General features: G+C 37.5%; 18 protein-coding genes, 1 pseudogene and 1 riboswitch. Of the genes and pseudogenes, 6 read left to right on the forward strand and 13 right to left on the reverse strand.

What is annotated here, in order from left to right; all coding sequences use genetic code 11:
* Positions 1 to 317 precede the first annotated feature (317 nt).
* From ACMUMK_RS04965 to ACMUMK_RS04975, 3 genes are all read left to right on the forward strand, one after another.
* Positions 318 to 2369: a glycoside hydrolase family 71 protein gene (locus ACMUMK_RS04965; RefSeq protein WP_414700013.1), complete on the forward strand. Its 2052-nt coding sequence runs from the start codon at positions 318 to 320 to the stop codon at positions 2367 to 2369.
* Positions 2370 to 2550: 181 nt separating this feature from the next.
* A complete protein-coding gene (locus ACMUMK_RS04970; RefSeq protein ID WP_414700014.1) occupies positions 2551 to 4032 on the forward strand; it encodes a glycoside hydrolase family 71 protein in 1482 nt (493 codons plus the stop codon).
* Between the two features lie 364 nt (positions 4033 to 4396).
* A complete protein-coding gene (locus tag ACMUMK_RS04975; protein WP_414700015.1) occupies positions 4397 to 7075 on the forward strand; it encodes an AMP-binding protein in 2679 nt (892 codons plus the stop codon).
* 150 nt (positions 7076 to 7225) lie between these two features.
* Here the strand turns inward: ACMUMK_RS04975 and ACMUMK_RS04980 are convergent.
* The 5 genes and pseudogenes from ACMUMK_RS04980 to ACMUMK_RS05000 all read right to left on the reverse strand — a co-directional run.
* Positions 7226 to 7458: pseudogene (locus tag ACMUMK_RS04980) on the reverse strand (integrase core domain-containing protein); the annotation flags it as partial.
* A gap of 102 nt (positions 7459 to 7560) precedes the next feature.
* Positions 7561 to 9111, reverse strand: coding sequence for a flavin-containing monooxygenase (locus ACMUMK_RS04985; RefSeq protein ID WP_414700016.1), 1551 nt, complete (start codon positions 9109 to 9111; stop codon positions 7561 to 7563).
* Positions 9112 to 9848: 737 nt separating this feature from the next.
* Entirely contained in the window at positions 9849 to 10547 is a 699-nt protein-coding gene (locus ACMUMK_RS04990; RefSeq protein ID WP_414700017.1) for a hypothetical protein, read from the reverse strand.
* Positions 10548 to 10623: 76 nt separating this feature from the next.
* Positions 10624 to 11649, reverse strand: coding sequence for a 4-hydroxyphenylpyruvate dioxygenase (gene hppD, locus ACMUMK_RS04995; protein WP_414700018.1), 1026 nt, complete (start codon positions 11647 to 11649; stop codon positions 10624 to 10626).
* A 96-nt stretch (positions 11650 to 11745) separates the two neighbouring features.
* Positions 11746 to 13149 (reverse strand): undecaprenyl-phosphate glucose phosphotransferase, encoded by a 1404-nt coding sequence (locus ACMUMK_RS05000; RefSeq protein WP_414700019.1) that lies wholly within the window; start codon positions 13147 to 13149, stop codon positions 11746 to 11748.
* A gap of 749 nt (positions 13150 to 13898) precedes the next feature.
* Here ACMUMK_RS05000 and ACMUMK_RS05005 point away from each other — a divergent pair.
* The 3 genes from ACMUMK_RS05005 (at position 13899) to ACMUMK_RS05015 (ending at position 17692) form a co-directional block, all read left to right on the forward strand.
* Entirely contained in the window at positions 13899 to 14486 is a 588-nt protein-coding gene (locus tag ACMUMK_RS05005) for a chorismate--pyruvate lyase family protein (RefSeq protein ID WP_414700020.1), read from the forward strand.
* A gap of 267 nt (positions 14487 to 14753) precedes the next feature.
* A complete protein-coding gene (locus ACMUMK_RS05010; protein WP_414700021.1) occupies positions 14754 to 17165 on the forward strand; it encodes a zinc-dependent metalloprotease in 2412 nt (803 codons plus the stop codon).
* A gap of 5 nt (positions 17166 to 17170) precedes the next feature.
* Entirely contained in the window at positions 17171 to 17692 is a 522-nt protein-coding gene (locus tag ACMUMK_RS05015) for an NUDIX hydrolase (protein ID WP_414700022.1), read from the forward strand.
* A 66-nt stretch (positions 17693 to 17758) separates the two neighbouring features.
* Here the strand turns inward: ACMUMK_RS05015 and ACMUMK_RS05020 are convergent, their stop codons facing one another.
* The 8 genes from ACMUMK_RS05020 to cobO form a co-directional block, all read right to left on the reverse strand.
* Positions 17759 to 19189: a TonB-dependent receptor gene (locus ACMUMK_RS05020; protein WP_414700023.1), complete on the reverse strand. Its 1431-nt coding sequence runs from the start codon at positions 19187 to 19189 to the stop codon at positions 17759 to 17761.
* 330 nt (positions 19190 to 19519) lie between these two features.
* A complete protein-coding gene (locus tag ACMUMK_RS05025; protein ID WP_414700024.1) occupies positions 19520 to 20104 on the reverse strand; it encodes a hypothetical protein in 585 nt (194 codons plus the stop codon).
* Complete coding sequence (locus ACMUMK_RS05030) at positions 20097 to 20675, reverse strand: sigma-70 family RNA polymerase sigma factor (protein ID WP_414700025.1); 579 nt, start codon at positions 20673 to 20675, stop codon at positions 20097 to 20099. Before ACMUMK_RS05030 ends, ACMUMK_RS05025 begins: the two co-directional genes overlap by 8 nt.
* Positions 20676 to 20743: 68 nt before the next feature.
* Positions 20744 to 21391, reverse strand: a complete 648-nt coding sequence (locus ACMUMK_RS05035; RefSeq protein ID WP_414700026.1) for an energy transducer TonB — start codon at positions 21389 to 21391, stop codon at positions 20744 to 20746.
* Positions 21392 to 21514: 123 nt separating this feature from the next.
* A complete protein-coding gene (locus tag ACMUMK_RS05040) occupies positions 21515 to 23395 on the reverse strand; it encodes a TonB-dependent receptor plug domain-containing protein (RefSeq protein WP_414700027.1) in 1881 nt (626 codons plus the stop codon).
* 151 nt (positions 23396 to 23546) lie between these two features.
* Positions 23547 to 23707: riboswitch (cobalamin riboswitch) on the reverse strand.
* 144 nt (positions 23708 to 23851) lie between these two features.
* Positions 23852 to 24448 carry a PEP-CTERM sorting domain-containing protein gene (locus ACMUMK_RS05045; protein ID WP_414700028.1) on the reverse strand — a complete coding sequence of 199 codons (597 nt, stop codon included), beginning with the start codon at positions 24446 to 24448 and terminating at the stop codon, positions 23852 to 23854.
* Between the two features lie 242 nt (positions 24449 to 24690).
* On the reverse strand, positions 24691 to 25563 hold the full coding sequence (locus ACMUMK_RS05050) for a cobalamin-binding protein (RefSeq protein WP_414700029.1): 873 nt from the start codon (positions 25561 to 25563) through the stop codon (positions 24691 to 24693).
* Positions 25560 to 26162, reverse strand: a complete 603-nt coding sequence (cobO, locus tag ACMUMK_RS05055) for a cob(I)yrinic acid a,c-diamide adenosyltransferase (RefSeq protein ID WP_414700030.1) — start codon at positions 26160 to 26162, stop codon at positions 25560 to 25562. The genes ACMUMK_RS05050 and cobO overlap by 4 nt, the downstream gene beginning before the upstream one ends.

A 26162-nucleotide genomic window follows, 5' to 3' on the forward strand; every position in this document is an offset into this window, starting at 1 on the left:
AGAGCAGTGTTACTGTTTCTAATAAGTAACAAAAATACATTTGCTTTTGCAATCTTTATTCTAACCTTTTGATATATATGGTTAAATGTTTGTGGCACAGTACGTGCTTAAGGTGGTCGTTGCTGTGGTTTTTAATAAAATAGCTTGTTTATTTTAAAACAAACGCCCTAGTCAACATACAGTTCAAATGGATTAAAGTTTGATTAACCGGTCAAACATATAAGCAGGATTGCAATTAGCCTAGCGACATCAATTTATTAGAAAGATTTCTTTCGAAACTTGTTGTCTCAAAAAAACACTCAACACAGAGAGAAAAAATGAAACGCCTGCTTTTAATGTGCTTAATATGTACTACACAATTTTTATTTTTAACAAAAGTTAGTATTGGAAATGAACTAATTGGAAGTTCGAAAAAAGTGTTCGCCCATTACTTACCGTCTTTTCCTCAAAAAATAAATAATAAATTACCGGGAGAGGACTATTATACTACTAGCTATCTAAACCCTTATGGTGAAAGTGGCAAATACTTTAAAGTCGGGGGGTTGTTAAGAGAACGACCAATTGCAAGAACTACTTTGGATGTTGATAACAGCTCTGACTGGTTAATGGCAGATGCCAAATTTCAAGTTAGACAAGCCGCTGCCATCGGTTTAGACGGATTTGCTATAAACTTGTTTGGAAATACAGGTGATACCTGGATTAGAGCATTAAACATTTTTGAAGCCGCAAAGACGGTAAGAGATTTTAACATTCTCATTGTGACAGATATGTCTTCATCATTCCGGTCTGACGACCCTTACGATACTTTTGTCCCCACAATTTTAGCATTATCAAAGCAATCAGCCTCACTAAGATTAGACGATGGTCGTTTAGTTATATCCCCGTATTTATTTGATAGACAGTCTCCTAGTTGGTGGAAAAAAGCACTTGATGCATTAAAAAAAGAAGGAGTTACTGTAGCTGTTATCCCTCTTTATCAAGGCTGGTACTCAAATTTAACTGAATTTAGAGAGCAAGAACCTGAAACATACTCCGAATACATTGTTGGGGTTTCTGAGTGGGGCCCGAGGTCTCCAAGTGGTGGTTATAATATGCTTAGTGTCGCTGAATCAGTTCACAAAGAAGGTTTGTTGTGGATGGCCCCTGTCGCTCCACAAGATAGCAGGCCTAGATCTTATATATATACAGAGTCAGGGAACAGTGAAGCATATAGGGCGTTATGGGAAAGTGCTATTAATGGTAATGCTGATTGGGTCAAAATAATCACTTGGAATGATTATTCCGAATCTAGTCAAATAGCGCCATCTACACAGGTTGGTTATTCTTTTTATGATTTAACTGCGTACTATGTAGATTGGTTTAAAAGTGGTAAACAACCAGTTATAGATGATGATGTTATGTATGCGTTTTATAGGGAACAAAATACTGAGGTTTCAATTTCAGGAGATGTACAAAGTAAAGGGATGTCATCAGTTAATGGTGAAGTTCCCAGAAATGAAATTGAACTTTTAGCTTTTTTAAAAGAGTCTGCCAATTTAGAAATTGAAATCAATAACTCAATACACAGATTAAGTGCAGAACAAGGGGTTGTTAGCTTTAAAGTTCCACTAGAAAACGGTACACCAGTATTTAGAATTATCAGAGATGACCAGATATTGCAAGAAATGACAGGGCCAACTTCTATACAAAATGACGGTATAGTTGATGTGCAAGATATGACATATTGGGGTAAGAGTAGTGCTAGGAGTTCACTGTTTCAAAATAAACAATATCTGTCATGGCCGCGTAAAACAAATAGTCAAAGTGGTAGTTACGCTGTAAACGCTGATATAAAATCTCCATTTAGCAGAAATAGTGATATGTTTGCTGAACAGTTAAATTTTGTAAACGGATATGCTCATAATGGTTTTACCTATGAATTTTTGCCTGTCTCTAGTGATTCCCCAACAATAATTAGTTTTGATGTTAATTTAAAAAGCTATTGTGTAGGGCAGTCTACATTAGTGTTGAAGCTTGGGGATGGTGATGTCAGCGGGGTTGAAATAGAGTTATGTAATCATGATAAAAATAGTACAGAGCTGCAAAATCGAGAGATAAATAAAGATTTCCAAATACCAAATACTTCGATGAGTTCAAATGCATGGCGACAAATTAGAATAATTTTAAGTCCTATGGGCCAATATAAAAATGAATATGAAGTTTTAGTTTTAAATGAAGAAGGAACATCGGTCGGCTATAAGGGATTAATTACTAAAGCTAAAATAGAAGAATTCAATACAATCAAATTTGACTTGGCTTACGCCCAACGGGCATCTGTTTCTATAGTAATAGATAATATTACTGTATCTGCATCGTCTCACACGTTTTAGTTAACGTGTATAATAGTTATTGTCTTTATCGCGAAGTTAACAATTAATATTACATTAGTTGCTTTTATTTATAGCGTACTTTGTCATTTGTTAAGAATGTCGAGTACGTTTAAATAAACAGCAACAAATTTTTACGATAGTATTAAAACTTAGAGTTTCATGAAGAATTGCGGGCTTGGATGTGAAAAAACAAACTTTATTAATGTTAGTTTATTGTGCAGTGTTAACAGGCTGCTTGGAAGTAGCTATAGCTCACAGTACAGAAAATAACACCTTAACCAGCGAAAGGGATATGAATCGCACAGAACTACCTATGCAGATCCCCAAATTGGTTTTTGCTCACTATTTTACTCCATATCCAAGATCCATAAATAATAAGGTAAAAAAGCAAAGCTATTACGATGCTAATTATCTTAACCCTTTAGGTGAGAAAAAAAAATTTCTTAGTAAAGGTGGATTGTTACGTTCTCGTCCACTTTATCGCCCACCAATTGATAGAGATGTAGATTGGAAATTAGAAGATGCTAGAAGTGAGGTTTTACAGGCGTTAGCAATTGGCCTTGATGGCTTTTCAATGAATTTATTAAGCACAACTGGTTATAATTGGAACCGTGTGTTGCGAATGTATGATGCGGCTGAAGACCAAGGCGGTTTTAAAATCTTGGTTATGCCTGACATGAATGCTGTTTTTAAAAATTACCCAGAGAGGTTTGTTCCTGTGATTCAGGAGCTTGCTAAAAGAAAAGCTTCATATAGGTTACCGGATGGGCGTTTAGTTATTTCTCCTTACCTTGCCGAAAACCAATCTCCAAAGTGGTGGAGGGAAACATTAGATGAATTAAGTAGCTTAGGGATAGAAGTAGCTTTACTACCTTTGTATCATCGCTGGGCTCTAAATATTGAGAAATTTAAGAGCCAAGAACCCGAAGCTTTTAAAAAATACGTAATCGGTACTTCTGAGTGGGGAAATAGAACCCCTCAATATGGTTTTAGTCAGAAGTTTGAGCCAAATAAAGCTCACGGGGAGAACTTGATTTGGATGGCTCCAGTTGCCCCTCAAGATAGTAGGCCTAAATCTGCGATCTATACTGAGGCTGGTAATAGTGATGCATACAGGTCAATGTGGGAAAGTGCAATTCAAGGAAAGGCTGATTGGGTACAAATTATTACTTGGAATGATTATTCTGAATCTAGCCAAGTAGCTCCGGCTACACAAACTGGTTATTCTTTTTATGATTTAACATCATATTATATCAATTGGTTTAAATCAGGGAGCCCTCCCAAAATTGAGAAAGATATCGTATTTGGTTTTTATCGAGAACACCATACAGAGGCTGTTTTATCTGGCAAGGTGCAAACTAAAGAATTCAAAGTTGTTGGCGGAAACAGCCCCAAAAACGAGATTGAGTTATTGGCATTCCTAACATCCCCCGGAATTTTAGAAATAGAAATTAACGGCAAACAATATCGTCAAGAAGCAACTTATGGTGTAACAAGTTTTAAAATTCCTTTGCAAGAAGGAATTCCAATATTTAAAATTATAAGGAACAAAGAGTTAGTAGCAGTTGCTAATGGCCAACAAAAAATAGATAACTCAATCGACATTCAAGACTTCACATATCATGGAGTAAGTAGTTTAAGGCAGCCTAAACCTTTGAATTAGACAAGCTACAGTTTTTGCAAGCATATATGCTCAATTTAACAAAGCAAAATATAGTATTAATCGCCAGTCCAATAAATTCATACTTTAGTCTTAATTTTAATTTAGTATCAATTTAGGTACACATGTATTATTGCCCCCACTATTTTTAACATTAAATACAAGATAGCATTTCAATTAGTTTGAAATCTTTTACTCTTAACTCCTATTAAAGAGCGTGCAATGTTAAAAAATACTTTACCTAACCTCCCTCTAAATTTAGATATTTTCTTGCCAAACTCCTTTAGTTTAGGGTATTGTCACCTAACTGTTCTATTTTTTTTAATTCATAATTTCTTGATGTGTTTTTGTAAAATGGAGCAAGCACATGAGTAGCAATACCTCTGTATCTAAATTAATACAAGCTGAGATTGATCGTGATTCAATTCGTATAATGTCACGATTAAAAAAAGAAAAAGTCAGCAGTTGGAATTCTCATAAGATGAAGGAAAGGGATAAAATTCTTAAAAAAATTGAAATTATTGCAAAGGAATATGCGGAAAAAATTGCAATTCAATTCGAAGGGAGAACTATATCCTACAGAGGGTATTTTGACTATGCATCTAATTTATCTCAGGCTTTAAGTTTATATAATGTATTGCCCGAAGATAAGGTTTTAGTTTTCTTAGACCAATCTGAGAATATCCCAATAGCACTTTTATCAATATTAATGAGTAGTGCAGTATATGTACCTGTCGATACCTCATGGCCGCAACAACGAATAGAGTCAATTATAAATGATATAACACCTAAGGTTATACTTACACAGCTTGAATACACTGGTAATTTTTTACATTTGCAAGATGTTTTGGTCATAGATATTGAAGAGCACAAGAAAAATAACAGTAAAGCTGGACTCTCCCAATTAACTCCCACTAGTCTGTCTGATACTGCTATTATCTTTTATACTTCAGGTTCTACTGGTGAGCCTAAAGGGGTAAAGTTGACGTATGGAAATATTCTAAGTTACCTAGAGAGTGCATCCGAAACTTATAAGTTCACGCCCTCAGACATTCATTTGTCAATTGCTAAATACTCTTTTAGTATTAGTTTGTTTGATCTCCTACTTCCTTTCTACTGTGGTGGAACCCTTAAAATAGAACCGCGTCAACACCTTTTAAATAGTGAGACACTTGTTCAATTTATTAATACCTCAACATGTTTCCATATGGGGCCGGCTTTACTTGAGTCGTTAGTGAAATATGCTGAAGACCATAATTTAGTATTTCCTAATATCTCCCATGTTTCTAGTGGTGGAGATATGATTCCTGCGACGTTATTGGAGCGTGCTAAAAAACTATTTCCAAAGGCAGAACTTTGGGTAATTTACGGTTGTACAGAAGTGGCATGTATGGGTACAACTTGGCAAGTGGATCGAAATGAAGTAACGACAAAAACTTTAGTTGGGGAGACATTTAAGCACTCCTCTTTATTATTATTAGATGATGGTTATACTCCCGTTAAGCAAGGTGAGCTGGGTGAGGTTTTCTTTAGTGGGGATGGGGTTAGCTCTGGGTACTTGAATAGGCCAGACTTAAATAAAGAAAAGTTTATTTTAATTGGTCAAGAGCGTTATTATGCTACTGGTGATTTCGGTGTTTTGAATGAGAGAGGGGAATTACAACTAAAGGGGCGCAAGGATTTTCAAATAAAGATTAATGGTATACGTATAGAAACAGAAGAGATCGAGTATTGGCTAAATAAACTAGAGGGTATAGATAAAGGAAGTGTCATTGGGGCTCGAGATTTAAAAGAGGACCTTAAAATTGTAGCTTTTGTAACGACTACGATAAATGCAGTGCGTCAAGATGAAAATATAGTAAAGAGCCTATTAAATAAAACGTTACCAGATTATATGGTACCTAGTAAAATCTACTTTATTGAAGAGCTACCATTGAATACAAATGGAAAACTTGACAGAAATAGATTAATTCAGCTTGCAGAAGCTAAACTTAAAGAAAATCATTCGGCTATTTCTGTCAATGATGAGACCTCTAAAGAACTAATGGAAATTTGGTTCAATAGTGGTGCATCTGGAACTATTTATGACAATAGTAACTTTTTTGATTTAGGTGGAGATAGTCTAGGTGCAGTACAACTTGTGTATGCAATAAATAATACGTTTAACTTAAATTGTGATTTTGAGTTTATTTATGCAAATCCAGGCTTTTCGACACAAGTTGAAGCGATTAAAACAGGTAAAGTTAATAATACAATATTACCAGAAACATTAATTGTCCCTTTAAATGAAACTAGGCCAAATGCGTCAGAATCAATTTACGTGACACCAGGTATGGATGGGCACATAGTATCTTTTCATAATTTTGGTGAGTTGTTCTCAGATAAGTGGCAAGTATTCGGTCTCCTTTATCCTAATTTTGAAGGTGAAGTATATGAAACAATTGAGGATATCGCTAAAAGATTGCTAAATGAAATATTAAAAGTGCAAAAACAAGGTACCTATTACTTGTGTGGTCACTCTTCTGGTGGAATTGTTAGCCTTGAAATTGCTAGGCTGTTGGTTCAAATGGGCAAAAAGGCTGTATTAGTGTTTGTTGAAGCGAGGCTTTATGAGAAAGCTCCTCGCAAGCCTTTGAAAGACATTTTAATGGTATACCTAAAGCATAAGCCTAAAATTATTCTAAATAATATTTTAAATCGAAAAACCAAACGGTACCTTGCAAACTCCTTACACCAAGATACAAGAGCTAAACACAAAGAGTCCTTAACGTTAGAAAAACTGAAAGGTGCATTTACCCTCAATAAAAAACAACTACAAAAGTATCGAACTACTCACTGTAATGTTCAAGCTATGTTAATTAAAAGTAAGGATAGTATTTGGTGGGATGCGCTACGCCAATGGCCGCATGATTATGGGCTTGGTGAGTATGTAAATTTAGTTACTATTCTGGAGTCTACAGGTGATCATGTAAGTATCGTTATGAATAAGCATAATCATCGAGAATTAGTAAATGTAATTGAAAGTGGTTTATCAAAAGTTGAGTAGACTCTTAGTTAGTATTGCTAGTTAAACTAGTATGCAACGAGGGAGTTCTCTTTTTTATTTAAAAATTTGGCCTCTATATCAAATCAGGTTGCTCGTAGTGTTAGGGGCGAGGGAACTAATACTATTCTCAATTAAATCAGGACACTTTTCTTAAGGAGTATGCTCATACTCTACTGGTAACAGTTCATGATTAGCTGTATGAATTCGCTCTAAGTTGTAATAACCATGTATGCAGTTACATTAGCTCTAATGTGTTTGCACGTTGGTTGTGGTACTTGAAACAAATAATCATGCTTTAACCTGCCAAATAATTGTTTTACAACAGCGTTATCCCCACATGCACCTACATTGCCTATACTAGCCAAAATGCCATAGTTGGCTAACGTTACTTGGTTTTCTTTAGTTGGAGGGTAGCGGCCTTTCTAATATTTCTTTTGCCATCCTTAGCTCTTTATTATCCTTAATTAATGTTAACAGCTCACTCATTAGCTTTTGAAGGTAGGTCGCCATTTTTTATCTTGATGCCTAGATAATTTAGCTACGGTCCATTTGTAAATTAATGATAGTGTTAGTAAATACTTTTTTTTCCAGCTATAAATTGATGGTGATGTTAGCCATTGTTTTTTTGCTAAGTCTCTTGAGCCAGGTCCTACAACTCTGAATTGACAAGGCCAAACATGATGAAACCAATAAACATGAAAAGCTTTGGGAGAGAGAAATAAGCTCGGCATTGGAAGTCTACAACCTATAAGGTCTGCTATTTTTTCATTGAATCTTTGCCCATTTACAAGTCCAAATACGTGGGGCGTTTCATAAAACTCTTCTTGCCACATTTTCTTATCCTTTTGAGCAAGCTCAGATAAGTTGTGTGGTAACTCTATTTTTTCTGAGGCTAATTGTGCAAAATACCTCGACTGCAGTTCTGCTATCAGGGGAACTCCACCTTGTTGGGGGCGAGCAAATCCGATGAATCCAACTCTTTCTCTGTAATTTTCATGAAAGATTTGTAAATAACAATCTCTTATATCGGAAAATTGATTTATTTCTTCCATGAATGGTAGTGAAAATTTGAATCCTGTACAAAAGACGATAGCATCAAATTTTTCAATCCTTCCTGATTCGAATTCTACTTCATTGCCAATTATCTGCTTAATCCCACCAATATCAATTTCCATTCCATTGGCAGCTGCTTCGAAGATTCTTTCAGTTTTGGTTGCCACTGATCCTGGCTCATCGGGGGCATTAATAACATGGTCAGCTAGTAGAGCCATAGCTTTGCTTTTTGTTGACTTACTAACCCCTTGCCATATTTTTCTTACTGCTTTTGCTTTATTGCTTGAAGGAATACTGTGCCAAAACCTTGTTTGAACCATATCTATAGTAATGTTATCTCCCACATATTTTTGGCTAAATAAGTGATTTCTTCGTAAAGATAGTAGTGTTTTTCCTGCTACTTCACTAATCTCAGTTACTACGTCAGCAGCAGATTCTCCTGCACCTAAACATAAAACTTTTTTCCCATGTAGATGTTTACAACTTTCAGCATTCTTATAAGCAGAGGAGTGCATTATTTGGCCAGCAAAAGATTCAAGTCCTTTTATGACTGGAATATTAGGAGCCTGAAATTGACCTGAGCAAATAGCAAGTTTTTCTACTGTTTCTGAAAAAGAAGTATTGCTTTCATCGATGCCCGTAACTACAAACGTATCTTTAGTGTCCTCAATATGATTTACTTTGCAATTGAATTTAATATGTTTATGTAAATTAAAATGTTTAGCATAGTCGTCTAGATATTTTTTGTATTCTTGTCTTGTCCAAAATTTCACAGGCTCGTTGTGCGGCATAAAATCAGAGTATGCCATAAAATAATTTGAAACAGTCAACTCTACGGAGTCATAAGAACCTAGCTCTGAAAATACACCACCTATATCGTTGTTTTTCTCAAAACATATAACGTCATGTCCTTCTTCAAGTAACTCCTTAATAGCAACTAATCCGGATAACCCAGCTCCTATTACACCGATTTTTCTAGTCATTTGTTCTATAGCTCCTAATGAACTTGTGTATCTTAATTCAGACAAAAATCATACAAGGCTAAATGGTAATTTAAAATACTTGTAATTATAAACTTCAAGGAATTTAGCGTGTCCTAACATTTTCTGCAATAGCTATCGCTTATCGACTTCAGTCTAGATTAATGTTAGTAAAAAAAGCTATACGTAGTTGGGGTTGATATTAACCAGGCTCACTAAATTAGATAAATAGAAGTTACCTAGTAGAACCAACTAATAGCGGATTTATTTCATTTTATAGTTAAATAGTTGTACTTTGATAGGGGGGTGTTTATAGCAGCACTTCTATAATGGATAACCTGACATTAGGTTAGGCTAAGGTCGCCATGCCTCAAATGTTCGATATAACTTTATTAAGTTGATTGTTTATCGTTTCAATTATCTACCGCTTTAAAAGCAAGGCTATGAGTCTTAATTATGCCATTATTACAGTAGTAACCACTTTCTATACGATTATCGTCTAAAAAATTTGAAACCACACTAATATGGGACTTTCTTTTGACAAATATCACAATTTTACAGATTATTTTATGTTCTTCCCTATGACATCTATTAGAAATGCTACTCAACCAGAGGCGTCTGATGAATCAATATCTTGCGAAAACTAGTTATATACAATAGTAAACTGTTTTTTATGTTGAAAGAAATGGAGCTAAATGAGATTTTTAGTTCCATTTCTTACTTGGGATTCAGCACTGAAATTAAGATGTCATTTCTATAATTGAATTAGATATGTTATTCCATAAGGGAGTATGCCATAAAAGTTTTGTTCTTAAATATACAGCAACAAATAAAACAGCCCCTATAATATATACTGGATGAATTACTTTTTTTGTATAGTAGTCATAAATAATAGCGATCATTATTGGTGATATCCAAGTTAATAAATTTAGCCCAGGAATTCCAAAATCTAACCGAACTACAGCGGCTATTGAAATGAATAATGTAGCCAGAAGCATTAAACGTTTATGAATTTCTCTTTTCTTTCTATACAAAAGAGCTGTAAATACAATCATCGGAAATATGATCATATCGGTGAGAGGCTGTAGCAAAAAGAGTCTAGCACCTTCAATATTGCCGTTTTCTACACGTATATTTAATCGCTCAAAAGTTACATACAGTCCATCAATTACAATCAGTAACGTAATTGGAATACTAAACTTCCCAAGCTTCTTATGAAGGTCCACTCGCCCAAAAGCGGGGAGTAAAGCTTGGGTGGTATAAAAAAACACCCAGAAAAAGAAAAGTAAAACATGCATGTGTATAAATAACGGACTTTTAAGATCATGACGAAATAAACTAGAAAAGTATTGTGAAAAACCTAAGACAATAATAATTGAAATTAAGGTAGATATAAAAACGTAAAATTTTACTTTGTGTTGGTTTCTAATTTTTTTCATTTGCTAGCCCTAAGTGACATCTTGACTTGGTTTAAATTACGCTATAGATACCTTTGCGCGTATAGATAGGTAGGTGTTAAATAACACCTCGTTGTTCTTGATCAAGTTCAATCGACTCAAATAGTGCTTGAAAGTTTCCTTCTCCAAATCCTTTGTTACCTTTACGTTGAATATATTCAAAGAAAATTGGGCCAATACTATTTTTAGTAAAGATTTGTAGTAGATATCCACCACCTTGTTTTTCGCCGCCATCTACAAGTATTCGGCGTTCTTTTAATTTTTCAACTGATTCACCATGGCCAGGAAGCCTATCATTCAATAAGTCGTAGTAAGTGTCGGGAGTATCTTGAAACTCTATGCCAGCTGAATGTAAGTTATCTACAGTGTTGAACAGGTTGGTTGAGCGCAGTGCAATATGCTGAATGCCTTCACCGTTATATTCTTGTAAATACTCAGCAATTTGAGATTTGTCGTCTTTAGTTTCGTTAAGTGGAATAATAACTTTGCCGTTAGGGCTGGCGATGACTTCACTTAGAAGACCTGTTTTTTTACCTTCTATATCAAAGGTTCTGAGGCTGGCAAAACCAAATATCTTGCCATAAAAGGCTTTTTGTTTTTCTATACCACCAGAATAAAGGTTGTGAGTTAAGTGGTCTACTTCACAAAGACAGTTATCAAATAAAGGTTCAACTGTACTTTTTTCAAATTGTCCTAAAAGTTGTGCTTCAGAGTCTTTGTCTACTAGGTAAACAATTGATGTTCCGATCCCTTTGATAGCTGGAATATCATAATTTGCAAGCTCTGCCGCTTCAGCTCCTAATTCGATGGCTTGTTTGAAAGCGACTTCGCTGTTTTCAACTTTAAAGCCTAGGGCTGATGCGCCTCTATTGTGCACAGCTCTAAATTTTTTAACATTACCACTATCAGATGGATTGGAGATAAAATTAATGTTTCCATGTTGGTGCAGGGTTATTTTACTATCTTCTTTATGATGAGATAGTTTTAATCCCATACTCTCAAACAGTTCAATTAATAAATTTGGTTTGCTGCCAGTAAACTCAATAAAGCTAATGCCTTCAACATTTATAAAACTATTTTCCACACTTATTTTCCCTATAATAAATATTGACTCGCCTAATTAGGTTGCTATTTTTCTATAAATTATATGGTAATTTACGATTAAGAGCCTTGACCTAAATCAATAAGCATTTTTGTCGTTAAAGCTTCTTAAAAAAGTAAAGATTATAATTTTAAAGTCTAACCAAAGAGACCAAGTTCTAATGTACTCTAAATCTAATTCAATACGCTTTTGCATTTTCTCTAAGGTATCTGTTTCACCCCGTGCACCGTTAACTTGCGCCCACCCTGTTATACCAGGTTTGACCTTGTGCCTTAACATATAAAAGTCAACAAGCTTACGGTATTCCTCATTGTGGGCAACAGCATGAGGCCTAGGACCAATAACAGACATGTCACCTTTCAAAACATTGATGAACTGAGGTAGTTCATCTAATGAAGTGCGTCTTAAAAAACCACCTACCTTAGTAATACGTGAATCGCCTTTAGTTGCTTGTGTTACAACGTCAGCGTTTTCAGTTACCGTCATGGATCTAAATTTCCACATCTTTATTTTGCGACCATTGAGTCCATATCTATCTTGTTTAAATATTACTGGGCCCTTCGAAGTTAACTTTATTGCAATAGCGATAAACAACATAGGTAGTGCAATTATGCTCATAATTATCGAGGCTAAAAACATATCTTCGAGGCGCTTCAATGCACCTAAGCTTCCTTGCATGGGGTTATCGTACACGCTAATGGTTTGTATGTTACCCACATGTGCCATTTCGCCATGCATTAAGGTGTATATGAATAGGTCTGGCACAACGTGTACATTGGCCGTTGAGTCACCTAATTCATGTAGAATATCTTGGATTCTAGCTTTGGCAATCATGGGAAGAGAGATATAAACCACGTCGTATTTGCCATTTTTTGCATTTTCAATTCCTTCAGAAATGCTACCTCTAAGGTAATAATGGTAATTTTTATCTAGTCTTTCTTTGCTTCTATCGTCGTAAAAAGCACTTAACCTGTAGCCTGTTTCTGGGTTGTTAATAACTTCATTTGCAAGACGCCCACCTTTTTCTGATAAGCCAAAGATTGCAATGTTTCGAGTGTTGTATCCTTTACGGCGCATGCTTCTGAGGAAAAGCTGAAAGCCGTAACGCCAAGCGATAAGTGTCATTAATGTGAGTATCATCCATACACTTAGGGATACTCTTGATATATCTGCCCCACTTTTAGAGAAGAAAACGTAGGCTAGCGCTAATGTTCCAGAGCATAACCAACAACAAACAGTATAGAATATAATTTGTTTAAAAAAGCCTGCTCTCCATGAACGATATAGAGCAAAAGATTCAGCAGCTAATGCATACCCAACCGAACTAATAAGCGATACGGTGAAATAATGCTCGTCATAGTCTTGTTGGAATGCTATCACAACTAAATACAACAAAGCTTGAATGACAATAACATCAACTAACCTATACGCTGCTGCCAATCTGTTTATATTATTTTTTACCATGCCATGTTGAGTAGCCATACTTCTATTCCTTACCAACTCTAATTTAAACTAGCGAAACAAATACTATTTCAACTATCTAAATATTGTCCCTAATAAACTCAATTACAAGTCTTTAGGTTTATATAACTATTACATTTATTTACAATGCTTCCTAAAACTGATCTAGGTATTTAGTAAAGTAAAATTTTATCCGATTTGCTCAAGCATATACTACGCCATGCTGAATTTATAGTAAGTACTTTGATGTTTTATTTTAAATGAATTTTCTATTACTACGCCTCTTTAAAATCTTAAAACTAATGTAATATATCTATCCGAGAGTTGTTTAGTCCACAACCAAATCGGCCCCTGTCAGTTACTGTCAATTGTATTTTATTTTCAATATTATTTTAAACTATTGTTTTAATTTAGGGCATGCTCTAAATTGATGCACCAAGATGGCGACTTTGTTTTTTTACTTGCCTTTATCAAAATTAATAATTCGTGCTTTTTAAAGTATTGTACTTTAAAAATATGTAACCATTTTGCGACACTTATAGGATGGTTAGGAGGCATTAGCAAAACGAAACTGTTTGAGTGGTTTATGTTAAGGCCTGAGTAAATAAATTGTGTTGTATTAGAGCTGATTACTCTAAGGGGGAATCGTATATTATAACCTGTCTACTATCATGATTGACCCCCTTAATCTAATGGAGTACAGAGTATATGTACCACTGTAGGGAGTAGGTAATTGGTCAAGAACAACGAGAGATTTATAAAAGACAGTTATGTTAAAAGAGCATTTTAGAAGTCGAGGATTTATTGAAGGCGGCATAGTTCGTAATATTAATGAAGATGCTATGGATATGGAGGCACTCCCACCTTTTTTAAGAACATTGCTAGTTACTGATGGTACGGTAACTAAAAGCTTAGAAGCATTTTTTTGGGAAAATATTAAAGTTGAAAAACGTTGGCAAGAAGAGGTTGTTCTTACAACAAATTTACCTTTTATTCAGGCGAAGAAGGAAGATTTAGCCCTAAAAAGAGAAGTAATACTAAGAGGTATTTCAACTAATGATATATACGCCTATGCAACCTCATATTTACGCACAGAGTTGTTAGATGAAAATATCAAGACCCAGATGCTAGAGGGGAAAATTGGTATAGGAGAGTTATTGCGAGAAATTGGCCTTGAAACCTACCGCGAGATTGTCGATTTTGGGAAGGAAGCGTTCCAAGCATACAATAGATTAAATGGCGAACCAGAGTATGTGGAAACCATCTATCGTACTTATATCATTCATATTGGCGGTAAGCCCGCGATGCAAATTACCGAACGTTTCCCCATTCATTTATTTCAAAGTAAAGCTAAATAGTTTATTGAAGTTTATAAAGAGAGGGGTAAGATTGAGCAATAATACACAGCTAATGGGTTTTATTGCTAATTTAGCCTAGAGGTTCAGTTAGCCGTTAGTAATTTAAGAATAAGCATTCATTTTGTAAATTCATATTATAGAATGATGGTTTATTGTCTTTGATGTTCAAACATTTACAGCATCAACAAAGGTGTTATAACTCACGGCGTTTAATTTAAAGCTGTCGCCAGTTAGTAACAGGTGTTCATTAACTTTTGAGATGTAAAAATGCGTATTTTAGTTGTTAGTTTATTTTTTATTTCGCTGGCTTTTCCTTCATTTGCTGATGATGGTTTTGATGAAATCAGTGACTTCACCGAAAACATGAAGCACCAAGCTGGATTTTTTGATTTCTATTATGATGCTAAAGCCGATAAGGTTTATTTAGAAGTAGATAAACTCGACAAGGAGTTTCTGTTTCAAAGTAGCCTTCCTCAAGGAATAGGTTCAAATGATATAGGTTTAGACCGGGGCCAACTCGGTGATACTCGATTAGTTAAATTTGAACGCTTTGGCAATAAAGTTTTGTTAAAGCAGTTGAATACTGAATACCGTGCAAGTTCAACTAACGCTGCAGAAAATGCCAGTATAGATGAGGCATTTGCTGATTCAGTGATAGCTGGATTTAAAATAGCAGCGGCTTCAAATAAGTCTGTATTAGTCGATTATACAGCATTTTTGTTATCTGATATTCATCAAATATCGCAGCGTTTATCTGCCAGAAAACAGGGTAACTACAAGGCTGATGCTAGCCGCAGTGGTGTCTATCTTAAAAAGAGTAAAGCTTTTCCTAAAAACACTGAGCTAGAAGCCCTTGTAACCTTTGGTGGCACTAATCCTGGTCAGTACGTTAAGCAGGTTACCCCAGACCCTATAAGTATTTCTGTTCATCTTCATCACTCACTAATTGAGCTTCCGGATAATCAATATCAAGCTCGCAGGTTTGTACCTTTTTCGGGATTTTGGTCAATGGAGTATCAGGATTACTCTGTGCCTATTGAAAAGAGTATGTCCCAGAAATTTATACCCAGACATAGGTTATTTAAGAAGTATCCAGAGGCTCCAGTGAGTGAGGCGGTTGAGCCTATTATTTATTATCTAGACCCAGGTATTCCGGAGCCGGTGATGAGCGCCCTTAAAGATGGCGCTCTGTGGTGGGATCAGGCTTTTTCTGCTATCGGATATAAAAATGCATTTCAAGTTAAGGTATTACCTGAAGGGGCTGATTCAATGGATGTGCGTTATAACGTGATCCAATGGGTACATAGGGCAACAAGAGGCTGGTCATATGGCTCTTCAGTGATTGACCCTCGTAGCGGAGAAATTATCAAAGGCCACGTGACTCTAGGTTCTTTGAGAGTCAGGCAAGATTTTCTAATTGCTATAGGGTTAACTAGCCCATTTAGTGAAGACCCTTCATCCGATGCTAGCGCTGATATCAGTAAACAAAAGGAAATGGCATTAGCCCGTATCCGTCAGTTATCTGCCCACGAGGTTGGTCATACCCTAGGAATATCCCATAACTTTGCTGCCAGTGAATATGGCCGTGCTTCTGTCATGGATTATCCCCATCCTTTTGTGACTATCAAAAACGGCAAGATAGATTTATCTGATGCCTATGATGTAGACATAGGGGAGTGGGACAAATATGTTGTGGCCTATGGTTATCAGCAATACCTTTCTAAAGATGCAGAGCAAGAGGGACTTAAATCCTTAGTTGCAGAGGCTCGTAGTAAAGGGTTTAAATATCAATCTGATCCCGATGCTCGACCTTCACATGCAGCTAATGCACAAGGTCATCTTTGGGATAGTGGTAGTTCATCTATCAAAGAACTTGCAAGACTCAGTGAGGTTAGAAAGCTTGCTCTTAATAATTTTGGCCTCAAAAGTATTGAGGCTGGTAGTACATTATCTTCTTTAGAAGAAACCTTAGCTCCTATCTATTTACTACATCGTTACCAGCTAGACGCCGTGGCTAAGCTAATTGGTGGCATTAATTACGAATATGAAACTAAGGGCGATTACAACAAAGCTAAGGGAGTCGAGATTGTCATGCCTAGTATCCAAGAGGATGCTATTGAAGCAATGCTCACCACCCTAAGTAGTGATTTTCTCAGTATACCTGAGCATATTACCCAGTTAATTACCCCTAAGGCCTATGGCGATAGGCGCAACAGAGAGAGTTTTAAAGGTCGTACTGGCATTACATTCGATCCTATTTCAGCAGCGGAGTCGGCGGCTGGATATAGTCTAGGCCTAATGCTAAAAGCAGAGCGTTTGAATCGAGTGTCAGTTCAAAGTGAAGTCGCTAAAGGTGCACCAGATATAAAAGGTTTATTTACCACCATTTTTAAACACACTATTAAGAATGGAGTGAATAAAAAACATGTACAGCTTAGTAAGCGTATAAATTACTTAGTGCTTGATCAAACGGTTAACGCGCTTTCTCAGGAAAGTTTAGCCCCAGAGGTAAGAGGTGCTATAGAAGCTGAGTTGGTGATACTTCACAAGTGGCTAAAAAATAATACCCGCAATCCAGACAATGCTGTAATGGCTAGGCAGCTAGATCAGTATTGGCATTTAGGAGAGTGGAAATCGCAATTTAGTGTGAAACCTTTGCCTCCTGGCTCACCGATTTAGCACTTATGAGTAATTCTACTGAAACTTTATATTGTGTTAAGTGTGGCAAAGCCAGCTTAACTAAAAATGACGAAAAGTCTTACCGCTGTAATCATTGTGAGTTCACTTATTTTCATAATGTTGCGGCGGCGTCTGGGGCTTTTATTAAGTTTAATAATAAAATACTTTTGTTAGAGCGAGCATTAGATCCCGCCAAAGGCAAGCTAGATATTCCCGGTGGGTTTGTGGATTATGGAGAGTCTAATGAGCAAGCCCTCAGCCGAGAACTGTATGAAGAGCTTCAGATAGTTGTTAAAGAGTCACAGATGTCTTATCTATACTCTTTTCCTAATCAATATTTGTATAAGGATGTAGTCTATAACACCTTAGATTGCTTCTTTGAAGTCTGCTTAGATACGGCTCCTAAACTGATCTTGCAGCAAAGTGAAGTTAGTAATTATTGTTGGGTTGATCCTAAAACCCTCAATTTAGAGGATTTAGCCTTCAACTCATGTAAGCAGGCACTTACAAACTATAATAAGCGATGATTACCGAGCCAACAAAAAAGGAGCCTAAGCTCCTTTTTTATTAACTAACTGATTTGGTAATGACTGTTAACCCCTATAACCAAAAAGCTTATTTTCCATAATCTCTTCTGCTATGCCGTCAGGCAAGCTCTGTTGCCAACCGTCTTTGCCGCTAGATATTTGTTTTAATATTTCTCTTGAGTAAATGCTGAAGAGTTCTGAGTCACTGCATTCAATACCATGTAAAAAGCCATTTTCTAGCAAATGGCGATACAAAAAGCGTAAATGCTCCGCTACTTTTACGTCGGTAAACTCACTCAGTTCCCCATTTTCATCTAGTTCTGGGTAGACAAATAAGCGAGTGTTATCTGGAAATAACTTTCCGAAACCTTCTAATATTCCACCTTCAACCCCACGGTAAAAATCTTCATTAAAAATTTGTTTAAGGTTTACCATTCCTACCACAATACCTATTTGTAATTTGGTAAATTGTCTAAAGTAGGCTCTTAGTGAGAAATAACGGGTGTAATCGGAGATCATCACGTTATAGCCCAAAGAGTTAAGCAGCTGAACTCTTTCAACTATGTCTTTTTCGGGAACTTTAGCATCATGGCCATGGGCATCATTTAGAGATATTTCTGCAATAGCTATGGTGTTTTCTGGGTTGACTCCAGGTAGGTTTGCGAATGATCGCTGCCCCTGCTCAATCATATCAACATTGAGTTTAGTTACTGGCCTAAATGAGCCCCTAATGGTCATAACATTCTTTTTGTAGAGCATTTCTGCAGGTACAGTAACGCTACCGTCAGGCCTAAACATAACCGCACGGGTTTTCCAGCTTCGAATCAAATGTATATTTTGGGCGCGGTTATCAGAGTCTTCAAAATAAGGGCCTTCAAAATCGATGGCATCGATTTCAACTCTACCTGCCTTCATACCGTCCGTTAACGAATCGATAATTTTTTTCGGCTCTTCAAAGTAGTGATAGGCTGCGTATATCAAGTTAACACCAATTACTCCTAAAGCTTGTTGTTGTGCCTCTGCGTTATCATCTAGCATTCTTACGTGAACGATAATGTTAGATGGCTTAGCACCAGGATACATTTGCACTCTCACACCACACCAAGCATGGCATTCATTATTTCTGTTAAAACTTTTTGCTGCCACTGTTGCCGCGTAAGCAAAGAATCTAGATGATCTAGAACGGATATTCGCAACACGATCTATGACTAGATCAAACTCTTGTTCCATCATGGCTTGTACACGAGCTTTACTTACGTACCTTCTATTTTCTTGTACGCCGTAAATGGCATCAGAAAATTTCATATCGTAAGCTGACATGGTTTTCGCTATGGTACCTGCTGCTGCACCTGCTAAGAAAAACTGTCTGGCAACTTCTTGTCCTGCACCAATTTCAACTATGGTACCGTACTTTTTTTCATCTAAATTTAAGCGTAAAGCTTTTTGGCTAGTGGTGCGACTGCTCACACCTGTCTTCGTTGCTATATTTTTTTCCATGAGATCTCCAGTACAGGGCGTAGATGAAATATTCTAGGTTATTGTAGCCTTTTTTATCCTTTCCGATAAATCAAAATTTGACTTCAAAGGTGCTTAATTCATTGAATCCTATCAATAATTAATATTTTTGAGAAACAATAGCCAAGATGGGAGAGAGTTCATGTTGGGGTAAGGGGCATTAGTCTACAAGAGCTTATTTAGATAGTAATTTTTACGGGCCTCAAACTGCGCCCAATCATAAGCATAATTAGGAACGGGCTAAACGTTTACTGGGCCCGAGATAGTAAAGTGGTCGTCAGCTTTAACCCTTTGCCACTAGCTTGTTCAAAGCTAGCAAGTTAGCGGCACACTTGTGCTTTGTATCCCTAAAATTATACCGTTTTGGTCGAAGGCGATTTCTACTATGTCACCTGAGTTTACTTGGCTACCAATTTGGTGAATCTCTGTTAAAGCAGTGATGAGCTCTTCAGATACTTGCATGACTTGATTATCACAGGTTGTTAATTCCCAAGTATTTCCGGCCACTGTCAATTTTGCATGTTTTTGATGGTGCTGTGCATAGGTTTTCTGCTGCATTAAGTAGTCTTCATAATGCTGTGCATAGCGATTTTTTATACTCTCAGAAGACAATGGGTTAGAGGCTTCTGTTTCTAATGAGTGAATTTCTATGGTTTGGTAAGCCACTGCTGGTGTGTTGAATTGTTGATTGCGAAGCAACATAACACCTATTAACAATAAGGTACTTGCTGCCACTGCCACATAGCTAATTCGATTAAAAATGGCCGTATTACTTTTATCAGCCGCTTGTGCGTTTAATAGCTTGTGTTTAATTGAAGCAGGCGCAGGGTGTTGGGACTTACGCTTACTATACAGTTTTGATAGGGTGTCTTCTGTTGGTTCTTTATGGTCAGTCATGGGGTATCTCTAGGCATGTTTCTAGTTGTTTACTAAGACTCTGCTTGGCGTATCTGAGTCTACTTTTGACAGTTTCAGTGCCACAGTGAGTAATTCTAGCTATATCCGTTAAGCTAAAGCCCTCTTGCTGTAAACAAAATGCTTCTCTTTGTTCAAAGGGCAAGGAGAGTAAGGCGTTATTAAACAGGGTATCCATATCTGCTCGTTCATGCTTGTTATCAAGTGTTGGTTTGTTATCAATTAAAGACTCAATATCCCCCGAACTTGATTTACCTTGTCGTAACTCGTCTATTAATTGGTTTCGAGCTAAGGTAAATAGCCAAGCTTTAAATTGCCCAGAGTCCTTAAAAAGGTGTTTTTTCTCAATAACCTTTAACCATGTTTTTTGGCTGATATCTTGGGCTGTAATTGGGTCGGATAAGGTTAAGATAAAATGATACAGATCATTACCACAGGCAGTGTACAGCTTAGTTAACAGCGCCTTATTACCAGACTCTGCATAGCGTAACATTACTTGCTCATTGCTGTGCCGGCTTGATATATAAGATTTTAAGGTTAACGCAATACTCATAGACGTTCCTCAATGAATAAAATAGCTGCTACCTGAAATGTAACAGCCATACACAGAAAAGTAATGATTTAACTATCTAATTTAAAGTCTAACATTACTTCCATGCCATCTTGCGCTTGTGGCTTGCCTTGCACCATGTTTGGCTTATATTTCCATTTTGCTAATGCGCGTCTTGCGGCTTGGTCAAATACTCTTCTTGGCTCTGAATCTAACACACTTATGTTGTCCACTGTGCCTTGGCTTGTTATCGAAAAGCTAAGTCTTACCCAGCCTTCTTTGCCGTCTCTAGCAGCGGCTGCAGGGTATTTAGGCTCAACCCTAACAATAGGTCTGGCGGCGCCATTGTCCATACCTAAGTTGGGAGTTATAGCCGTGTTAATTGTTGGCCCTTTAAAGGTATTTACATACAGCCCAGGGTTGAGGTTTTGCTGCGTTATTGTTTCTACTACCTTAGGGATAGGTTCGGGTTTTGGTTTGACTTTGGGTTTAGGTAGCTCTCTTGGTTTAGTGGTTATAGGCTCATCATCAAAGTTGTGGTTTAAATTTACTATGGTTGTTTTGGTCTCTGGTGGCCGGGTGATCTCGTCATTGGAAATAAGTAGGTGCATGACTGCAAATGTTCCAAAGGTAAGGCCCGCAGCAAGGGCTATGGCAGCGGTTAATTTAGGAAGTTCAACTTTAGATTGACTAGGATGAAATGAAGCGATTGTTTGCATAGTGTTTCTCCGTTGGTTTCATTGGAGTAACGAAGCAGCAACAGAAAAGGGGTTAAAGTATTTTAAAAAAATTTATCACAGCTTACAGAAACTCCATTTTCTATAAGCTGTGATGTATTTTACTTAAAACTGATATTGAACGCCTACACTCAAGGCTTGGCCTTTGGTGTAGTAGGTCGCTAAGTCTTGATAGTCTTCGTCAAGCAAGTTTTCAACACGTGCAAACACAGTAAGATCTGAGTTAATTCCGTAACGAGCACTTAAATCGACAACTTGGTAATCATCCATAGGTACGCGTACCGATTGAAATATCGTACTGTCATATACAGAGTCTGTGAAATCTTTCACAAAGCGTACATTGGCAGAGACAATCAATTTTTCGATTTGGTAATTAAGTCCAATGTTAGCTAAGTGCTTGGGACGCCTGATACGTTGCTCGCCAGTCGTGTCCTCAGTATCGTTATAGGTATAGTTACTGGTAAGGCGCAAAGATTCTGTTAAAGGAAGATCTGCAATGATTTCTACACCTTTAGAAAACACTTTTCCTGTTTCTTGTATGTAACCAGAAAAACCAGCTAAATCAAACTCTAAGCTGTCGGTAATAGTTTGGTCGAAATACACCACTTCATAGTGAGAGCCATTTTGTAGATTGTACTCAAGTGCGACTTCATAACCCTTAGTTGTCTCTTCTTTTAGCGGGCTATCAGTAGCCGGCGAGAAGGCAAAGGGGCCATTATTGTAGTCAATTTCCGATAAACTTGGTGCCCGGAAACCTGTTCCATAGGCAGTTCGTAGTTTTAGCTCATCTTCACCAAACTCCCAGATATAAGCACCACTTAACCTAACACTGGTATGTTCACCAAAATCTTCATTGTCATCATGACGCACGCCTGCTGTGACATATAAGTTATTAATCCATTGGCCTTGATACTCTAAATAGTAGCCTTTGCTTATACGGCTAAGATCAGATGAGCTAATGACCTCTTTTTCCCAATCTAGACCATAAACAAGTCCATTGTCATCGTTAAAGTCGGTATTTCCAATATACTCCAAACGTTCTACGTTACCTTTTGTAAAGAAGCTTGAAAGGCCATCAGTGAAGTTTTCTCGCTCTACTATGGTTTTAGCATATGCAAATTCATGGGAGCTAAGGTTTGTAGTGTAATTAGCTGTCAGTCTTAAATTACTTTGAGTGAACTCGGTTTCACAATCGTTTGTCCCAATGGCTGAAAAACAATTATCAAACTCTCCGTCGCCTGTGGTGTTACGCAGTACCACTCCTAGTTTTAGATTGTCTTTGACTTGCCAACCTAAACGAGAATGTATACTGGTATTGTCGTAGCCGTCTTCATCAAGAGTGGCATCATCGGTACGAGAGTTAAAACCATCGGTTTGATAGTTAGAAGCTGACAGGTAATAATCAACAGTGTCGGTACTACCACCTACATCAGCAGCTAGGTTGCTAGTGCCGTAACGGCCAAACTCAGCATTAATATTGCCAGACAAATCTTCGCTTCCTGCGCCACTTAAGATATTGATTACGCCACCTGCGTCAGCGCCATAGGCTAGCCCTTGTGAGCCTCGTAAAATTTCTACTCGCTCGATATTACTACTTTGTAAATGGGTAAGCTTAGGGCCAACTTGAGTACCGGTAGGATCGGAAATATCCACCCCATCAATACGTACTAATGTACGATAACCTTCTTCACCACGAATACGTAACGAGGTGGTAGAACCAGCCCCACCTGTGTCAGTAACGCCAATTGCTGGTTGGACTTTTAATACATCGGCAAGGTTGTTGTAACCTCTAAGTTCAATGTCTTCTTTGGTGACGACAGATACAGACGTGGCAATTTCTCTAAGTGGCATAGCAATACGACTAGACACCACAACCATTTTTTCTATGTCTTGTTCTTCGTTATTCTGCTGTATATTTTCTTGTGCAAATAATGGGCTGGCAATTAGGGCTGCGCTGACCGATAACGCGAGTGATGTAAGTTTCATAAAATCCTCAATCTTATCTTTAAAAAACGATTGAGAGGGGTGGGTAAAGAATTGCGTGGTTTGTGATGTATAACAAACGCCATGTTTAGGTAATCAAACAAGGTCACCTAAGAATATGTGCATTCTAATGAAGCCCGCCGCTCCATACGTAAAAATAGCTATTTACTTAGGCCGGTGTCGGGCTTTAATGCGAATTTGCATATTACCGTTGCGGGGGCAGCAGTGGAATTTCACCACACTTCCCGTTTACCCTATCCAGTTTATTTGTCAATAAGTAAATAAGCGATAGGCACCTAGAATAGTGGCGTGCAAGATACGTTTAGTTAAGGATATTGTCAACGGGGTTTACACCATTGATATATAAAAAAACACCTGTCGAATGACAGGTGTTTAATAAGCTTTTTTAAACTAGCCAAGCCAAGCCAAGCCAAGCCAATGAGATGACTAAACTGGTTCTTATTTTTTAAGTCTACGCAATGCTAGGCCCATCAAAGCTAAGCCTAAAATAGCGGGGGTAGAAGGTGCGGGTACTTCCTCTGCTCCAACTACTGCCCAAGTACCAATCAATCCAGCACCTCCTATATCGTCAATGCTGTCTGCTGGGGCGTAAACGTTTCCGCTTTGTGCACCGTTAAGGGCACTAACATACATAGCTGACGTAACAGCCCAGTTTCCTTGCCCACTAAAGGCGAGTTCTCCTGCGGTAAATGTCATTGAAGGGTCATCAGTAAATGTCCAAATATTTAAGCCGGTATCAGCAAGGTGGCTATAAATCAAGGGGATGCCATTACTTGTATTGTTTGCACTGCTAAGATTGCCGGATGTTAAATATGTACCACCTAATACTTCAAACGACGAGTCAAAAAAATCAGTTAGTAAAAATCCTGTAAAGTCACTGCCACTGACAGTTGCAAGTGAGGTACCTGATGTAGCACTAATGGTAATAGAGTTTTCAACACTAAGGTCAACTTGTAAAACGAGTACTGCATTGGCAAAACTACTAATTGATAACGCTATACCTGCAACTGCCATTTTTAACATTCTTACGTTCATATTGAATTCCTATGTTTAAATTAGTTGGTACTAAATTATTATTACACTCCATATAAAGCAATTTTATAAAGCGATTTTCGAGCCAAGATTTTTTATTTGTTTTCTTTCAATTGGTTATGGATTTTTTGGGTTTTTATTCTAAGGGCTTGTAAAATAAATTGACATAAAGGCGTTAGCATTTAGTTCAAATCTAATTGTTTCTTTGCAGTCAGTTCATTCGTCAATAACGCTTTTCTATTTTCTTAGTCTTGGTAAAACTGACGGGCTGAGTCTATTTGTTCACACAAAATTTTAACTTCATCCAGCATTCGGGTGGTAAGTCTGTGAGTTTTGTCAGGATCAGGATGTAAAATAAAGTTGTTTTTGGCCGCCGGAATATGTTGCCACTGCTGCCAATCCAAGCCGTCTGGACTATCACTGCTGTGTGGATTGGGTTGTATTACCACTTCAGGGAGTGTGGTGAGCACTTGTTCTAACCCAACAATGGGGTAGTCGTCTAATGCGTCAGCAAATGGGTTGAAGCCCCCACATAATTCTACTTGCTGTTGTAACAAGGCGTTATTTGCCACTGTACGAAGTGGTCGCGACCACATTTCGTAAAATATTTTGACGGGAGTCAGTTGGCTATAGGTTTTTTTGAGGGACGTTAATCTTGTTAAATATTTGGCTGCTAGTGCTTTTGCGGCCTCATTACGTCCGGTTAATTCACCTAGCATGAGAATTTCAGCTGCCACATCTTCAAGTTGAGTGGGGGCAGTGTACACGACCTTGAGATTATATTTTTCTAAACGGGCCAAGTCATCTGAGGGGTTACCGGTTTTCCAAGCAATAATAACATCGGGATTAAGCTGTAGTATTTTCTCTATTTGCAAACGAGCGTAATTTCCTACCCGCAGAATATTGTTAGCATCCTCTGGGTAATCTGCATGGGCAGTGGTACCTATAATTTGCTCTGCTGCACCAATGGCATACAGAGATTCAACCAAATGTGGGGCCAGTGCAATGATCCGTCTTTGCTGTTTTTGCTCATCAGTTAAAGGGGAATTTGTTTCAGCTAAGCTAGGTAAGCTGATAATGACAAATAAAACCACTAATAAAGCTTGGGGTAACTTCACCAGTCGATCCCCTTTTGGGCTTTTATACCCTTGTCGAAGGCATGTTTAACTGGGCGTACTTCGCTTACTGTATCGGCTATTTCGATAATCGCCCTATGACAAGCTCGACCAGTGATTACCACATGCTGGTCTTTTGGCCTTGCAGTTAATGCCGCTATTACCTCATCTAAGTCTATGTATTTGTAGGTGATCATATAGGTGATTTCATCTAATAAAATCACATCTACACTTGGGTCTTGAAGTAGAGTTTTACTATAGCTCCAAGCTGCTTGCGCGGCTTTAATGTCAGTTTCTTTGTCTTGGGTTTCCCAGGTGAAGCCTGTGCCCATTACATGAAATTCTACGCCATTTTTTTCTAGTAGATCGCGCTCTCCGCACTCCCAGCCACCTTTTACGTACTGCACTACTTTAGCATGTAAACCATGTCCTACTGCCCGGGTAATAGTGCCAAATCCAGAGGTTGACTTACCTTTACCATTACCGGTTAAAACCAGTAGTAACCCTTTATCTTGCTGTGCAGCGGCAATACGTTCATCGACTTTGGCTTTTTGCTGTTGCATACGTTTTTTGTGGCGAGATTTATCTTCTTCTTGACTCAT

The sequence above is a fragment of the Paraglaciecola sp. 2405UD69-4 genome, assembly GCF_047525415.1.
Taxonomy (GTDB): Bacteria; Pseudomonadota; Gammaproteobacteria; order Enterobacterales; family Alteromonadaceae; genus Paraglaciecola.

Coding starts and splice junctions, on each gene's coding strand:
- ACMUMK_RS05035 (WP_414700026.1), bottom strand. CDS start 21,391: ATGCAAACAATCGCTTCATTTCATCCTAGTCAATCTAAAGTTGAACTT.
- ACMUMK_RS05000 (WP_414700019.1), bottom strand. CDS start 13,149: ATGGCTACTCAACATGGCATGGTAAAAAATAATATAAACAGATTGGCA.
- ACMUMK_RS05025 (WP_414700024.1), bottom strand. CDS start 20,104: ATGACTGACCATAAAGAACCAACAGAAGACACCCTATCAAAACTGTAT.
- ACMUMK_RS05005 (WP_414700020.1), top strand. CDS start 13,899: ATGTTAAAAGAGCATTTTAGAAGTCGAGGATTTATTGAAGGCGGCATA.
- ACMUMK_RS05015 (WP_414700022.1), top strand. CDS start 17,171: ATGAGTAATTCTACTGAAACTTTATATTGTGTTAAGTGTGGCAAAGCC.
- ACMUMK_RS05045 (WP_414700028.1), bottom strand. CDS start 24,448: ATGAACGTAAGAATGTTAAAAATGGCAGTTGCAGGTATAGCGTTATCA.
- ACMUMK_RS04975 (WP_414700015.1), top strand. CDS start 4,397: ATGAGTAGCAATACCTCTGTATCTAAATTAATACAAGCTGAGATTGAT.
- ACMUMK_RS05040 (WP_414700027.1), bottom strand. CDS start 23,395: ATGAAACTTACATCACTCGCGTTATCGGTCAGCGCAGCCCTAATTGCC.
- ACMUMK_RS05020 (WP_414700023.1), bottom strand. CDS start 19,189: ATGGAAAAAAATATAGCAACGAAGACAGGTGTGAGCAGTCGCACCACT.
- ACMUMK_RS04965 (WP_414700013.1), top strand. CDS start 318: ATGAAACGCCTGCTTTTAATGTGCTTAATATGTACTACACAATTTTTA.
- ACMUMK_RS04990 (WP_414700017.1), bottom strand. CDS start 10,547: ATGAAAAAAATTAGAAACCAACACAAAGTAAAATTTTACGTTTTTATA.
- ACMUMK_RS05010 (WP_414700021.1), top strand. CDS start 14,754: ATGCGTATTTTAGTTGTTAGTTTATTTTTTATTTCGCTGGCTTTTCCT.
- ACMUMK_RS04985 (WP_414700016.1), bottom strand. CDS start 9,111: ATGACTAGAAAAATCGGTGTAATAGGAGCTGGGTTATCCGGATTAGTT.
- ACMUMK_RS05030 (WP_414700025.1), bottom strand. CDS start 20,675: ATGAGTATTGCGTTAACCTTAAAATCTTATATATCAAGCCGGCACAGC.
- cobO (WP_414700030.1), bottom strand. CDS start 26,162: ATGAGTCAAGAAGAAGATAAATCTCGCCACAAAAAACGTATGCAACAG.